This is a genomic window from Bradyrhizobium sp. SZCCHNR1017 (assembly GCF_032381375.1).
GTDB lineage: Bacteria > Pseudomonadota > Alphaproteobacteria > Rhizobiales > Xanthobacteraceae > Bradyrhizobium.
In genome coordinates, this window is the sequence record NZ_JAUHIR010000011.1 from 174,872 (window position 1) to 188,809 (window position 13,938).

Annotated in this window: 12 protein-coding genes; 4 read left to right on the forward strand and 8 right to left on the reverse strand. The window is 63.6% G+C overall.

All coding sequences use genetic code 11. The annotated features are described in order from the left end of the window. Window positions 1-859: 859 nt before the first annotated feature. Window positions 860-1,243, reverse strand: a complete 384-nt coding sequence (locus tag QW863_RS25295) for a hypothetical protein (protein ID WP_315768985.1) — start codon at window positions 1,241-1,243, stop codon at window positions 860-862. A 118-nt stretch (window positions 1,244-1,361) separates the two neighbouring features. Here QW863_RS25295 and QW863_RS25300 point away from each other — a divergent pair, with 118 nt between their 5' ends. Next, window positions 1,362-1,580, forward strand: coding sequence for a helix-turn-helix transcriptional regulator (locus tag QW863_RS25300; protein WP_315718625.1), 219 nt, complete (start codon window positions 1,362-1,364; stop codon window positions 1,578-1,580). Between the two features lie 463 nt (window positions 1,581-2,043). Here QW863_RS25300 and QW863_RS25305 read toward each other — a convergent pair whose 3' ends face one another. Continuing rightward, window positions 2,044-3,105: a site-specific integrase gene (locus QW863_RS25305; protein WP_315717623.1), complete on the reverse strand. Its 1,062-nt coding sequence runs from the start codon at window positions 3,103-3,105 to the stop codon at window positions 2,044-2,046. Between the two features lie 111 nt (window positions 3,106-3,216). Here QW863_RS25305 and dusA point away from each other — a divergent pair, with 111 nt between their 5' ends. Further along, complete coding sequence (gene dusA, locus QW863_RS25310; protein WP_315768988.1) at window positions 3,217-4,215, forward strand: tRNA dihydrouridine(20/20a) synthase DusA; 999 nt, start codon at window positions 3,217-3,219, stop codon at window positions 4,213-4,215. Window positions 4,216-4,293: 78 nt separating this feature from the next. Here dusA and QW863_RS25315 read toward each other — a convergent pair whose 3' ends face one another. From QW863_RS25315 to QW863_RS25340, 6 genes are all read right to left on the reverse strand, one after another. After that, window positions 4,294-4,830 carry a TIGR02281 family clan AA aspartic protease gene (locus tag QW863_RS25315; protein WP_315717625.1) on the reverse strand — a complete coding sequence of 179 codons (537 nt, stop codon included), beginning with the start codon at window positions 4,828-4,830 and terminating at the stop codon, window positions 4,294-4,296. A 28-nt stretch (window positions 4,831-4,858) separates the two neighbouring features. Further along, the gene (locus QW863_RS25320; RefSeq protein WP_315717626.1) at window positions 4,859-5,056 is read right to left on the reverse strand and encodes a DUF1289 domain-containing protein; all 198 of its coding nucleotides are present in this window, start codon (window positions 5,054-5,056) and stop codon (window positions 4,859-4,861) included. A gap of 47 nt (window positions 5,057-5,103) precedes the next feature. Further along, complete coding sequence (locus QW863_RS25325) at window positions 5,104-6,699, reverse strand: HAMP domain-containing sensor histidine kinase (RefSeq protein ID WP_315768990.1); 1,596 nt, start codon at window positions 6,697-6,699, stop codon at window positions 5,104-5,106. 137 nt (window positions 6,700-6,836) lie between these two features. Next, window positions 6,837-8,267, reverse strand: a complete 1,431-nt coding sequence (locus QW863_RS25330; protein ID WP_315768992.1) for a PepSY domain-containing protein — start codon at window positions 8,265-8,267, stop codon at window positions 6,837-6,839. Between the two features lie 7 nt (window positions 8,268-8,274). Continuing rightward, a complete protein-coding gene (locus tag QW863_RS25335; protein WP_315717629.1) occupies window positions 8,275-10,674 on the reverse strand; it encodes a TonB-dependent receptor domain-containing protein in 2,400 nt (799 codons plus the stop codon). A gap of 362 nt (window positions 10,675-11,036) precedes the next feature. Beyond that, entirely contained in the window at window positions 11,037-11,906 is an 870-nt protein-coding gene (locus QW863_RS25340) for an NAD(P)-dependent oxidoreductase (RefSeq protein WP_315717630.1), read from the reverse strand. Between the two features lie 261 nt (window positions 11,907-12,167). Between QW863_RS25340 and QW863_RS25345 the strand changes: the two genes are divergently transcribed. Further along, the gene (locus QW863_RS25345) at window positions 12,168-12,614 is read left to right on the forward strand and encodes a VOC family protein (RefSeq protein WP_315717631.1); all 447 of its coding nucleotides are present in this window, start codon (window positions 12,168-12,170) and stop codon (window positions 12,612-12,614) included. Window positions 12,615-12,746: 132 nt separating this feature from the next. Further along, complete coding sequence (locus QW863_RS25350; RefSeq protein ID WP_315717632.1) at window positions 12,747-13,877, forward strand: Mrp/NBP35 family ATP-binding protein; 1,131 nt, start codon at window positions 12,747-12,749, stop codon at window positions 13,875-13,877. Window positions 13,878-13,938 lie beyond the last annotated feature (61 nt).

A 13,938-nucleotide genomic window follows, 5' to 3' on the forward strand; every position in this document is an offset into this window, starting at 1 on the left:
TCCTGATCGTGCCGTACCTCGATTGGATCCGCGCCTCCAACCTGAACACCTTGCGAAAGGTAACCGTCGTAAACCCTCCATCAACTTGATCCAGACGTTTGGCATCTCTGAGCTCATGCGTATCAACGGCTTGGAGCAGAGAAAGAAGTCCCCGGTCTACATCGAAGCGGTTGCTAAGGCAGTCGAGGTCGTCAAGGGACTAACGAACTTCTCAGGTGACGACAGCCGAAGATTCAATGCGACTAACTTCATCAAGACGCATACGAGCGTAGGCGAAATGTTTTTGAGCGAAACGCCTTGCCGCGATCAAGCAGCACGCCGAAAAGCGTCACCAGGCCCTGCAGAATCTCGACGACGTCGTCACTCGCTATGACGAATGGAGATATCTTGCATTGATCGATTTTGTGGAGCGAAGGTTCGAAGCGAATTTGGGTTTTGGTGCCGCATTTGCACATCGGATAGCGAAGAATCAGTGGCGTCGCTCGTTTCGCGCTAGACGCGAACAGGAGAATTCACTGAGGGCCCACAGCGTCGGTCGCGGCCCGGAAGATTGACTGCACTATCCGAAGGTGCAGAGGTTACGCGCCGCCTAACCGGCCGCGCATAATAGCTTCATGAGCGGCGATTGCCAGCCCGGCAGGGCCATCGTCGCGCTGGTTTCATCTTGGAGCGTAACAGTTGACTTTCCTCGGCCTCGTCGATTGCTTCATGCGTAGGAGTGGATGATATATCGTAGACTTGGCTGGTGTGGGGAAAGGCGGTAGCGTTCCAGCGCATTGAACCCCCGACTGAGGAGCCGCTCTCGCCACGCTCACCCGTTGGGGTCTCTATGGCCACCTTCCGTCTGCTGTTTTCCGACTTATGGCTCTCGGATGCTTAAGGGCGTGCTTGCGACGTTGCATATCGCTTCAACGAGCAGACGCACCGCTCGTCCTTCCCAACCTATTTGATCGATTGGGGCTTCCCAGTACTCCGACAGAACGTAGGCCAAGTGACGGGCCTTCACACTCAAGCCCGTCATCGTATAGGCGGGGGTCCCCATGATGGCTCGTTCAACGGGATCGAGGCGGGCCAGGAGGGCCTCATCCCGCGCCGTCAAGTACTCGTCGGACTGCTTGCGGTTTTCACCGTCACGATCGAGTTCAGCTATCAACGCCAAGAACTGGTTTTCGAAGGCGACCAAAGGAGCGTCTAGGTCTCCGATCGCTTCCTCTAGGCTGGTGCCTTCGACATGATCACGCATTTTTTCAGCTCGGTACACGGAAACCGACAATTTTACACGGTTAGCGTTTATATTCGCGGATGTCAACGCTTTTCGTGGCTGTTAAACGAAAAACGTGTTCCCATGAAATGGCGGTTGAATGACTCCCGATCAATCTCGGGCGGCTCGTGGTTTGCTCGACTGGTCTCAGGCTGAATTGGCTGCTCGGTCCAATTTGAGCGAGAGTACAATTCGTGATTTCGAAAAAGGCCGCCGGATTCCGTCAATCAACAATTTGGCGGCCGTCAGGCGCGCTCTGGAGGCCGCGGGCGTTCATTTCATCGACGGCGATCATCCTGGAGTTCGTTTGGTGCGATGACAGGCTGCTTCACGCGTTGGCACTCACTTACAGCTCAGGACGATTGCCGCGCCATGAAGGGCTGCCTCTGAAGCCAAGCCTGAATTTAGACGGCTGACGACTTCGGCTGCTTCGTTCTGAATCGTGCTCTAACCTGTTGAAGTTCAGAACCGGCGACTTTTGGCACACGTCAAATAGCCCAAGATCGCGGCTCCTAACTGTTGGGTCGCAGGTGCGCCGACCTGCAGCATGCTTTCAGCAGAGTGACTATCTCCAGCCTGCGGGTGAGAAGCGATCTTCGGGCCGCTATAATTCGGACAATCCAGAAAAGCTACTACAGTTCAATCGCGCCTGGAGCTAACTCTTGTCCGAACACCCCTTGAAAGTATTCAACTGTCGAAACCCTTCCAAGCTGAATACGAGGGTTCGATTCTCTTCCCACTCCAGTTTGAGCTCTTCACTTGTCCAATGTTCTCGGCTCCTGTCAGGCAACCCGCACTGAACGGATGGAGTGGAGTGTTTCTGGCTTTAGGTGTGTGTAGCGGCGCAGCATTTTCCAATCCTTGTGCCCGGTGACAAGTGCGACCTGTTCTATGGAAAATCCAGCTTCGAAAAGGCGACTCGTGCCTTCGTGACGCAAATCGTGAAAATGAAGGTCATCGATCTTCAATTGCCGACACTGGCGACGAAATGCTGTTCCAACGGATCGTCCGTTGTAAGGAAAAATCCGACCTTCGCGAGTATTCAAGAACCGACCTTGCTCCTCAATGATCTTGCATGCGTCATAGCCTGTTACATCCAGCAGGGGAATTCGCTGATCGTTGCCCTTCTTCTTTCGGGGATCTTTCCGATTGCGAATGAGGAGCATTCGGCTGCCGGCGTCGAAGTCGCGCCATTCGACTCTTGCAATTTCATCTTGCCGCATAGCCGTCGCGACCGCAAATCGGATGACACGACCAACTGGGATCTGTTGCCGATCGTTTGACTCCAACGCAGAGATAATACGATCGAGTTCGTCTTGCGTGGGACGGCGATTGCGCTCATTGCCTTTTCCAACGAGCCCGAGACGTCCCAAAGCGATCCGGGCGAGATCGATTGGTTCAGTTGACGCAACAATACCGTGTACCGCGGCGGCGTGAGACAGAATCGTCTTTATATATCCAAGGTCGATCCCGACCGTCACGGGGCCCGCTCCCTCCAGCGCGCGCTCTTTTCCGAATTTGATGAGCCGCTCTCGATCAAGCTCTGGAAGACGAAGATGCCCAAGTCTTTCGTCCAGGAAGTTGAGGCTGGCAGTTTTGGAGCGACCGATGTCCTTCCCGACCCCTTCCAAGTCTTGACGATGGAGTGTGATGAGGTCGCCGAAGAGCTGGACATCGCGGGATTTGTGCGTCGTTACCGATTCTTGGCGATCGATCCGTCGCTCGATATCGATGCCCCATTCTTCGGCGTCCTTTCGGCGGAGAAACGTCTCGTTGACATATTTCCCCTTTCGTCGGACTTGGGCTCTCCAAGAGCCGGATTTCAGTCTGGTGATAGTTGCCACGCGTGTGCGCTCCGTGTGCACTGAGGCGTCGAAAAGCCGGAAAAAACGTCGCACTATGGCGTAGAATAGAGTGCACACGACGCGACCTAACGGATTGAATTTAATCGAAAAATGCAAATAAATCAATTACATAGATTTGCCGTGGCGCCTATGATGGATTGGACCGACCGGCATTGCCGGGTGTTCCATCGGCTGCTGTCGCGCCGGGCGCTGCTTTATACCGAGATGGTCACGACCGGTGCCGTGATACATGGCGACCGCCAGCGGCTGCTCGGCTTCGATCGAAGCGAGCATCCGGTGGCGCTGCAGCTCGGCGGCTCCGATCCCGGCGATCTCGCGACGTCAGCCAAGATCGGCGAGGAGTTCGGCTACGATGAGCTCAATCTCAATGTCGGCTGCCCGTCGGACCGGGTGAAGGACGGCCGCTTCGGGGCCTGTTTGATGGCCGAGCCTGCGCTCGTCGCCGCCTGCGTCGCCGCGATGAAGCACGCCGTTCGCATTCCCGTCACGGTGAAGTGCCGCATCGGCATCGACGATCAGGATCCGGAAATCGCACTCGATATGCTGGCGGACGCGGTCGTCGACAGCGGCGCAGACGCGCTGATCGTGCACGCGCGCAAGGCGTGGCTGGACGGCTTGTCGCCGAAGGAGAACCGTGACGTCCCGCCGCTCGACTACGACAGGGTGTACCGGCTGAAGGCGAGGCTGCCGCACGTGCCCGTCATCATCAATGGTGGCATCGGCAGCATCGAAGCTGCGCAAGGTCATCTCGCGCATGTCGATGGCGTGATGCTCGGGCGAGCGGCCTATCAGGAGCCATGGCGGCTGCTCGATGTCGATACCGTCCTGTTCGGCGACGTCGCGCCGCATCGAACCATGAAGGACGCATTGGCGGCGTTCGAGCCGTACATCGCGCGCCAGCTCGGGCAGGGCACGCGGCTGCACGCGATCACGCGGCATCTCGTCGGCGCCTATCACGCGGTGCCCGGCGCACGCGCGTTCCGCCGCCATCTCGCCGAGCGCGGCGTCAAGCCGGGCGCCGGCATCGAGGTGCTGCGCGAGGCGGTCGCGATGGTCGAGGAGCGCCCTGCGGTTGCTGCGCTGGCCTGAGGGGCTCAGGCCAGCGGCGGCAGTTCGACCACGGCCTGTCGCGCGACCGGATTGCAGGCTGCCACGAGGCTCAGCCCCTCAGCTGCGATCGGGAAAGCCGTGCAGCATCAGCCGGTCGGAGCGCACTTCCCAGCGCTCCAGCCGGTCGAGGAAGCTCATGCCGAGCAAGTTGGTCTTCATCTGGCCGTGCGGCACCACCAGCGCCGGAACCGAGCGTTCCACCAGTTTGCCGATCGCGAGCCGGTCCAAAGTCAATCGCGCCGCCTTGGTGTGGCCGCCAGCGGTCTCGACGTCGACGTCGTAGGCGAGCAGTTCGAGCGGCAGGCCTGCGGCCTTGGCGGTCTCGTAGGTCAGAACCACCGATGTGGCGCCGGTGTCGACCACCATCGGCGCGGTGACGCCGTTGATCTTGGCGCGCAACGCGAACTCGCCGCCTCTGGTGCGCTCGATCTCGACCGCGTTGGTCGGAGGACTCGCCTTGGCCCTGAGCGCGCGGCTGCGCAGAACCTCCGACACTGTGTCGCTCGCGAGCGCCGCCTGCTCGGGATCCTTGTAGACGATCACGGCGCCCGCGGTGAGCACCATGGTGACGAAAACGAGCACGACCTTGTTCATGCCGCGCCTCCCGTCGGCACGGAGGCGCTCAGTCGCGCCGACGCGCGAGCGCGGGCAGGCCGGCGTCGTGCATGCGGGACGGCAGCCCGTCCATCAGCGCCAGCCGCTCGTCGGTCGACATGCGGCCCCAGCGGGCGATCTCCGGCAGCGTGCGTCCGCAGCCGAAGCAGAGTTTCGTCTTGGGGTCGATCATGCAGACGGCGATGCAGGGCGTATCCTGGCTCATGGCGCGAGTTTGAAAGGTTCTGCCACTGTCGTGCAAGTGCAATCATCTCACAGTCCCGTTCCGGCATTCATGATCGGCTTGCGCACCCGGCGCTTCTCCTGAGCGGGGGCGATCGCATGCTCCGGCTGCAATGGCGGTGCCTCGTCCGACAGCGGAGCGAGCGCCGACATCACCCGCTCCGGCGGGAAGGTGACGATCACCTCGGTGCCGATGCGGACCTTCGATTTCAGCGTGAACGTGCCACCATGCATCTCGATCAGATTCTTGGCGATAGGCAAGCCTAGTCCCGCGCCCTGTTCGGCCGACTTGATCGAGTTGGAGCCCTGGCCGAACGACGCGAGCACGATCGGAATCTCGTTCTCGGGGATGCCCGAGCCGGTGTCCTTAACGCTGAGATATTGTCCGCCCGAGGCCGTCCAGCCAGCCTTCAGCCAGATGTCGCCGCCCTGCGGCGTGAACTTGATGGCGTTGGAGAGCAGGTTGAGCACGACCTGGCGGATCGCGCGCTCGTCGGCCCACAGCCGCGGCATCTTCTGCTCAAACACCTCGTGAATGGTGATGCCGCGGCTCGTTGCGCGCAGCTTCAGCAGATGGTGGCAGTCGGCGATCACGTGCACCAGCGCCACGGCTTCCTCGTTCAGCTCGTAGCGGCCGGCCTCGATGCGCGAGAGATCGAGGATCTCGTTGATGAGGTTGAGCAGGTGGACGCCCGAATTGTGGATGTCGGCCGAATATTCCTTGTAGACCGGCACCGCATGGACACCGAAGATCTCGCTCTTCATCACCTCGGAAAAGCCGAGGATGGCGTTCAGCGGCGTCCGCAGCTCGTGGCTCATCTGCGCAAGGAAGCGCGACTTGGCGACGTTGGCGGCCTCCGCGCGGTAGCGCGCCTCGTCGGAGATCGCCTTGGCCTGCTCGAGCTCGCCGATCAAGGCGTCCTTCTCAGCGCGCGCTTCGAGCGTGGCCAGCGTCGTCGCATGCAGCTGATGGGCGAGCAGCACGAAGTAGCCTTCGGCGGCGACGGCGAACCCTGCGAGCAGGTAGTTGTCGAACGTGCCCGACAGCGCGAGGCTGAGGGTGATGGCGACCGTCACCGGTGCGGTGACGGCGACGGCGGCGACGGGCAGGTTGGCGGCGAGCATGCTCGAGACCGCGATCACCAGCAGCATCAGGAACATCATCAGCGTGCCCGACACCGCCGCGAGCGCCGGATGGATCAGGATCGCCATCCAGCAAACGCCGTAGAGCAGGTCGAGCAGCACGAAGCGCGTGCGCCAGCGCCGCGTCGCCGCCAGCGACGGCTGGTCGGCGAGGAAGTTCGAGCAGTTGCGCACGATCGCGGCATGAATGCAGAGCACGCCGAGCGTCCATGCGCCAGCCGCGATCGTATGCAGCCAGACGCTGAGCATCAGGCCGGTTGCGACCACCAGCAGCACGACGATGTAGGAGGCGGAGATGCGGGTCTGCGCGTATTGGCGCAGCAGCTCGCGATCGAAGGCCGGACGTGTTCCCGACGTCGACGTTAACCGGTCGCGCGCCTCGCGCACCCGCTGCTGCGCGGCCCGGCGCTGGCTTGCTGGTGCAAGCGCCGGCGGATCTGCCGGAAGCTCGACGACCTCAGGCTTTTCAGCGGGTTTACTCATCAAACAACACAAATCCTGCCCGCGAGGTACGGGCTGCTTTCTGCATTGTCTATAACTGGGCCCAAATCCTTAAGACGGATTATAGACAACGAAAAATTTGCGTTAACCGCGCGTTAAATTAACGATTGTGGGGAGGCTCAGCGGAGCTGCATTCGCAGGCGGCGCCAGCCGATCACCACGCCCGTGATGCTGAAGACGAGGCCGATCGCGCAGAGGCCGACGATGAGAACCGTGCGCAGCGCCGCATGGGCGAGCAGGGCCGGAAAGTCGAGCGTGTGCAGCGCCTGATAGAGCCACCGATAGGCGCGTCGGGACGGATCGAGCTTCTCGAGCACCGCGCCGGAGGCGGCGTCGACATGATACCAGGTGTCGCCGCAGATCACGCGATGGACCGGTGCGCCCGGCACATCGGAGACGAACGGATAGTCGTCGCCCGGCTCGACTTCGGTCGAGCGCGCGCAATCGCCGCGCAGGCGCGACACCGCGGTATTGACGTCGGCCGGCTGCAGGAAACGGCCGACGATGCGTGCCGATGCGCCGTCCAGCACCGAAATCTGCTGCTGGCTCGGCGCGCGCCGGATGCGCTGATAGAGGCGGCCGCCGAAGGCGAACCACTCGATCTCGCGGACCTCGCCATGCACCGCCGCGAGCGCCGTCGTCGTCAGGCCGGTCCAATCCGGTGCGCCGACGAGAATGGCTTGCTCGGACGGCGTCAGATGGCCGGTCGCAAATAGCCTGCCATGGTCCATCGACAGCCAGCCGCTGACCATCCAGGTCAGCACGAACTGCATGCAGATCAGGCCGGCCCAATGATGCCAGAGGTGCCAGCCGTGGTAGCGCGAGCACAGCCGCGCCTTCCGATATCTCAGCCGCATCGGGCCGAGCAGCGCGCCGCTCACGGCGGCGATGACCGCCGCGAGCGACAGCCACCACACGACGGCGTTCCAGGCCGCCCAGTCCTTGCGCAGGACGGTCGGATAGATCCAATGGACGACGCTGCCGACGTAGTTCCAGGCGCGTTCGGACCGTGTCGTGTCGAGCACGACCTCGCCGGTGATCGAGGACACGTAGAGTTCGGTGCCATTGGGATCGTTGAGCGCGATCCGGTGCAGCGGACGATGCACGTCGAAACGGTTCGGCACCGTCCATTGGTCGTAGTGCTCCAGTGAGGCGATGGTGGCGCCATCGGCCTCGAGCCCGCGCCGCCGGGCTGCCGTGCGCGCGATCGACAGCACGAGGTCGGGGGCGCTCACATCGGCCGCGGCCAGCGTGTCTGCACGAATGGCCGCGCTGCGGCCGGCGGCCGAGATGACATAGACCGGACCATCCACGCGCTGCATCAGCCGGATGCGGTCGGGATGATCGATGCCACCTGCGACGAGGGCCTCCGCGGGACCGTGCAGCGACAGGGCGGTGTCGAGCACGGGCAGCGCGGCGAAGCGCTCGCTCTCGGTCTGCGCCGGGAACGGCACGTAGTGCATCACGATCCCGGTCGCGAACCACAGCACGAACAGCGGACCCAGCGGGATGCTCAGCCAGCGGTGCGTGAGGATCAGCGCCCGGATCATGCGGCCATCAGAACTTGAACGAGGCTTCGACCTCGTAGGTGCGGGGCGCGCCGAGGAAGATCTGGTCGGGATAGAACGGATCGCTCCAAGCCGCATAACGTTTCTCGGCAACGTTGCGGACGCGGAAGGCGAGCCGCGTGCTGGTCGCGGTGGCGAACAGCGGCACCCTCGGCAGGTCGACGAACGCGAACAGATCGGCGGTGGTGTAGGCGAGCAGTTTCACCGTGTTGGCATCGGTGCTCCAGCGATCGCCCACGTGGCGCACGGAGAAACCAAGCTCGACCGGCCACCAGCCGGGATTGAGGAAGCGGTAGGAGCCGCCGCCATTGACGATGACGGCGGGAATGTTGGGCGGCGTGTTGCCCGAGAACGAGCCGCCGCCGGCGAGATCATAATCGGCATAGCGGGCGCGGACATAGGCGACGTTGCCCCAGAGCCTGCTCTCGGGTGTCGGCCGCACGGCGGCTGCGACCTCGATGCCCTGAGATTTCACCTTGCCGGCCAGGTTGAGCTGCTGGCCGGCCTGGGCGCTGTAGACGTTGTTGCGTTCGATATCGAAGGCGGAGAAGGTCCACTCCGCACGGCCGTTCCACGCGAGCTGCTTGACGCCGGTCTCATAGCTGCGGGAGTCCGAGAGCGTAAGGTTCTGGGTCGGACTCAGCAGGAAGATGCTGTCGGCGGAGATGTCGGTGGCGGTCGCATATTGGCTGTAGAAGGTGGTGCCCGGCAGCGCTTCCCAGGTGTAGCCGATGCGGCCGGTGACCGGCTGCCAGCTCTTGGAATAGGGGAAGCCGCTCTTCACGACGCCGTTCTTGTCGATCGAGTTGCGGTCGAGCGAGAACGGGTTGTAGCGCAGGCCGCCGACCAGCGCGAAATTGTTGGTGAGCTTCAGCCGGTCTTCGAGATTGAGTGCCACGCTGTCGATGGTGGCGGTCTGCAACTGCGTTCCGAGCGGGCCGTAGACGCCTCGGTCGAAGCCGGTCAGCGGAACGCTGTCACCCGGGAAGATCGCCGCGCCAGGCCGCGTGAAGTCGGTATGCGAGCTTTCCACCGCTGTCACGAGCCGGTTGGCCAGACCGAACAGGTTGGCATTCCAGGTGAGGTCGGTGGTGTTGCCGACCATGTTGTGGTTGTGGTGGACGAAGAACCGCTCGCGATCGACGGTGTTGGTGGTCGCGTTGAACGCCGAGACCTCGTTGTTGTACCAGTCGCGGCTGGCGTTGTAGTTGTAGACTTGGCTCCGCAGCCTGACGTCGTTGCTCAGGTCCCATTCGAACCCGCTGCGGACCCACGATTCCTTGATCGTCTTGTGGCCGTCGACCACGTTGTAGTTGGTCGACAGCGTGCGGCCGTCGATCGTGACGGCGCCGAGATCGGTGCCGTTGTAGGCCGACACCTTGGTGCCTGAGACGATGCCGCTGGTCGCGTTGGCGACGCTAAAGGTGACCGGCACCAGCGGCGTGCCCTCATAGGGCTTGGCCTTGTAGTCCTTGAACTCGGCGGCAAAGAAGGTCTTGAAGCTGTCGGACAGCCGGTAGTCGAGCTGGCCTGAGACATGGATATTCTTGAACTCGGTGTCGTCGATGAAGCCGACCTCCCTGGTCCGGCTGATGTCGAAGCGATAGTCCAGGCCCTTGACGGTCGTGCTGCCGCCCGAGCCGAAGCCGCTGCGGAACGTGCCGCGCTGGTCGAAGCCGACGAAGGCTTCGCTCTCGATCGGGCCGGTGTGCGGGGCCTTGGTCACGAAATTGACGGTGCCGCCGACCGCGCCCTGGCCCGAGATCAGCGAGGAGGGGCCCTTGAGAAACTCGATGCGGTCGAGGTTGAACGTCTCCATCGTCAGCGCGGTGAAGCCGGTCGGGCCGATGTTGATGCCGTTGTAGAGCACGTTGACCTGGTTGCCCTGGAAGCCGCGCATCGCGAAGCCGACATCGTTCGGGGCATCACCCGCGCTGACGCCGGTGGCGCCTTTCACCGCGTCGACGGTCGTGTGGTAGCCCTGCTCACGCAGCGTCTCGGCGCCGACCACCTCGATCGATGCCGGCAGCTCGCCTACGGTGAGGCCGAGCCGGCTCCCGCTCGCGGGCGTCGCATTGCTGTTGAGCGGCGTGGTGGCCGCCGTGTTGGACGAAGGCCGCGTCGGCGCTGCTGCGGGCGTGGGCGCGGCCATGCGCCGGGACGCCGGAGGTGTGGTCCGACGGGCGGCTTGGGTTGAGGAGGGCGCGCGGCCGGCCGCCGGGCGCTGCCGCGGCGAATCGACCGTCACGTCCGGCAGCAGGGTGTCTGCGGCGGCCTGCCTCCCGTCCGGAGGGGAGGTCTGTTGAGCATAAGCCGCCGGCACCGCCGACCAGCCTGCCACCAGCAGCCCCGCCAGCGATATCGAACCCCAGACGTCGCGCACGCTCATTCCGCCCCCCATCGCAGCAGCCGGCTTCCCGGCCATCTGCGCCCCCAGCCAACGTTCATGATCACCACGACGAGAGTTAGCCCAGCCCAATGGATATGTAATGTTATAACATTACACATCGATTCTTCTCTGAGTAGGTGTCTCGATCGGGCAACACATGCGAACGATTGGCGATTGCAAGGGGTATCAGCGAGTCGCAGATGGCGCAATGGCGCCCGTCCGCGGCGGACGTATCCCGCCGCGTGTCTGCGGCAATACATGGGGGAAGGCAGATGAGCCGGGGCCTGCCAAGGTCCCGGATCGGAAATCTGCCGCCGCAGCACACGCGCAGCGGCAGATTGATCAGTCGGAGAGCGGCGGGATCACTTCTCCAGCCGGGCCAGCAGGCTCGACGTGTCCCAGCGCTTGCCGCCGAGCTTCTCGACCTCGGAATAGAACTGGTCGACCAGCGCGGTCACCGGCAGATGGGCGCCGTTGCGGCGCGCTTCGCTGAGGCAGATCGACAGGTCCTTGCGCATCCATTCCACCGCAAAACCAAAGTCGTATTTGCCGTCGTTCATGGTCTTGTAGCGGTTCTCCATCTGCCAGGACTGGGCGGCGCCCTTGGAGATGGTCTCGATGACAGCGGGAACGTCGAGGCCGGACTTCTTCGCGAAATGGATACCCTCGGACAGGCCCTGCACGAGGCCGGCGATGCAGATCTGGTTGACCATCTTGGTCAGCTGGCCGCTGCCGGCCGGTCCCAGCAGCTTGCACATCCGGGCATAGGCCGCGATCACCGGCTCGGCGCCGGCATAGGCGTCGGCGGTGCCGCCGCACATCACCGTCAGCACGCCGTTCTCGGCGCCGGCCTGGCCGCCGGACACTGGCGCGTCGATGAATTTGAAGCCGGCCTTGGTGGCTGCGGCGTCGAGTTCACGTGCCACTTCAGCCGAGGCGGTGGTGTGGTCGACGAAGGTCGCGCCCTTCGCCATGCCGGCAAATGCGCCGTCCGGGCCGATCGTGACCGCGCGCAGGTCGTTGTCGTTGCCGACGCAGCACATCACGAAGTCCTGGCCTTCCGCGGCCTGCTTCGGCGTGGGGGCTGCCTTGCCGCCGAACTTGTCGGCCCATTCCTTCGCCTTGGCCGCGGTACGGTTGTAGACCGTGACCTCGTGACCGCCCTTCTTCACGAGATGTCCTGCCATGGGGAAACCCATGACGCCGAGACCGATGAAAGCGACTTTAGCCATATGAGCTACCTTGACCTTGGGGTTCTGCCGACAGCCTTGAGAGGGCCGGGCTGTTCTTGAAAGGAACACATCAGCATCCGGCGCGGGTCGCGGCGGTGCTGGACGCCGCACCATAACGGCTTGAGAGGCGGGGGCAACGGCTTCGTGACGGATGCGAAAGCGGCGCCGCGTGCTAAAGAGGCATCATCATGACGGCTTGCAAAGCCGTCATCGCGCAACGAAATCCAGTCAACCAACGAACCAGCCAGGGGAGTGTCTCGCATGGGCGTCAGCGTCGGCGTGCTCGATCATTTCAACATCCGGACCCGCAACCTCGCCGAGACGGTCCGCTTCTATGAAGACGTGCTCGGGCTGGAGAACGGCGCCCGGCCGAACTTCGCCTTTCCTGGCGCCTGGATGTACAGCGAGGGCCGCCCGGTGGTGCACCTCGTCGACATCTCGCCGACCTCAGAGGCACAGAAGCCGGACTCCGGCGTCGTCCACCACGTCGCCTTCGTCAGCCGCGGCTTCGCCGGCATGAAGGCGCGGCTCGCCGCCAAGGGCATGCCGTTCGAGGCGCGGCAGGTGCCGGGCGGGGAGCTGTGGCAGATCTTCGTGCGCGACCCCAACGGCGTGATGATCGAGCTCAATTACGAGGCAGCGAAGGAGCAGGCCGAGGATGCGCCGGTCGAGACCGCCTCCGACATCGGAACCATGGTGGCGTTTTGAGCCGGTCGGCCTTATGAAGCAGCGCAACGCAGGGCCGGAGCGGTGCCGTCGCAGACGACGGAAGACCATGTCCGGCCAACGGGATAGGGCGCGACGATGTGGCGCGTTCTGAACTTCTTCAGGAGACGCGCCGTGAGCGTGACGCAGCAGCAGGTTATCGAGGCACTCAAGCGGGTCCGCTCGCCACGTGGTGTGGCGCTGCCGGACGCCGGCGTGCTGTCGCCGATCACGGCCAATGACGGCAAGGTGTTCTTCTCGATCAACGTCGAGGCCAGCGAGGCCCGCGCCTGGGAAGACACCCGCGCGAAAGCCGAAGCCGCCGTGCGCGCCATACCCGGCGTGACCATGGCGATGATCGCGCTGACCGCGGAGCGCAAGGCGGGCGCTGCCGCCCCGCCGCCGCGACAGGGCGGCGTGCAGCCGGTCGCGGCGCATCGTCCGCATCAGCACCAGCATCCGGCGGACTCGCCGATGTCCCGGCAAGCCGCGATCCCGGGTATCGCGGCCGTCATCGCGGTGGCCTCGGGCAAGGGCGGTGTCGGCAAGTCGACCACCGCGATCAATCTCGCGCTGGGCTTGCGCGATCTCGGCCTCAAGGTCGGGCTGCTCGACGCCGACATCTACGGCCCGTCGGTGCCGCGGCTGACCGGGCTGCAGGAAAAGCCCAAGCTCACCGACGACAAGAAGATGATTCCGCTGTCGCGGTTCGGCCTGTCGATCATGTCCATCGGCTTTCTCGTCGACGAGGACAGCCCGATGATCTGGCGCGGCCCGATGGTGATGTCGGCGATCAACCAGATGCTGCGCGACGTCGCGTGGGGCACGCTCGACGTGCTCGTCGTCGACATGCCGCCGGGCACCGGCGACGCCCAGCTGACCCTGGCGCAGAACGTGCCGCTGAAGGGCGCCGTGATCGTGTCGACGCCGCAGGACCTGTCGCTGATCGACGCCCGCCGCGGGCTTGCGATGTTCCGCAAGGTCAACGTGCCCGTGCTCGGCATCATCGAGAACATGAGCTACTTCCAGTGCCCGGAATGCGGCACCCGCTCCGACATCTTCGGTCATGGCGGCGCGCGCCACGAGGCCGAGCGGCTCGGCGTGCCGTTCCTTGGCGAAATCCCGCTGCACATGGACATCCGCTCGACGTCGGACGCCGGCAACCCGGTGGTCGAGAGCGAGCCGAAGGGTCCGCATGCCGCGATCTACCGGACCATCGCCGCGTCGGTGCGGGATCAGCTCAAGGACGCCATCGCCGCCGCTTGATGCACCGCAGCGAAGCGTGTGCGACTATTGGACCGTTTGTCATTCCAACGTCGCGTTTTCG

Excerpts from the sequence above, each read along its gene's own strand:
- QW863_RS25295 (WP_315768985.1), bottom strand. The coding sequence starts at position 1,243 with ATGCGTGATCATGTCGAAGGCACCAGCCTAGAGGAAGCGATCGGAGAC.
- QW863_RS25300 (WP_315718625.1), top strand. The coding sequence starts at position 1,362 with ATGACTCCCGATCAATCTCGGGCGGCTCGTGGTTTGCTCGACTGGTCT.
- dusA (WP_315768988.1), top strand. The coding sequence starts at position 3,217 with ATGCAAATAAATCAATTACATAGATTTGCCGTGGCGCCTATGATGGAT.
- QW863_RS25315 (WP_315717625.1), bottom strand. The coding sequence starts at position 4,830 with ATGAACAAGGTCGTGCTCGTTTTCGTCACCATGGTGCTCACCGCGGGC.
- QW863_RS25320 (WP_315717626.1), bottom strand. The coding sequence starts at position 5,056 with ATGAGCCAGGATACGCCCTGCATCGCCGTCTGCATGATCGACCCCAAG.
- QW863_RS25325 (WP_315768990.1), bottom strand. The coding sequence starts at position 6,699 with ATGAGTAAACCCGCTGAAAAGCCTGAGGTCGTCGAGCTTCCGGCAGAT.
- QW863_RS25330 (WP_315768992.1), bottom strand. The coding sequence starts at position 8,267 with ATGATCCGGGCGCTGATCCTCACGCACCGCTGGCTGAGCATCCCGCTG.
- QW863_RS25335 (WP_315717629.1), bottom strand. The coding sequence starts at position 10,674 with ATGAGCGTGCGCGACGTCTGGGGTTCGATATCGCTGGCGGGGCTGCTG.
- QW863_RS25340 (WP_315717630.1), bottom strand. The coding sequence starts at position 11,906 with ATGGCTAAAGTCGCTTTCATCGGTCTCGGCGTCATGGGTTTCCCCATG.
- QW863_RS25345 (WP_315717631.1), top strand. The coding sequence starts at position 12,168 with ATGGGCGTCAGCGTCGGCGTGCTCGATCATTTCAACATCCGGACCCGC.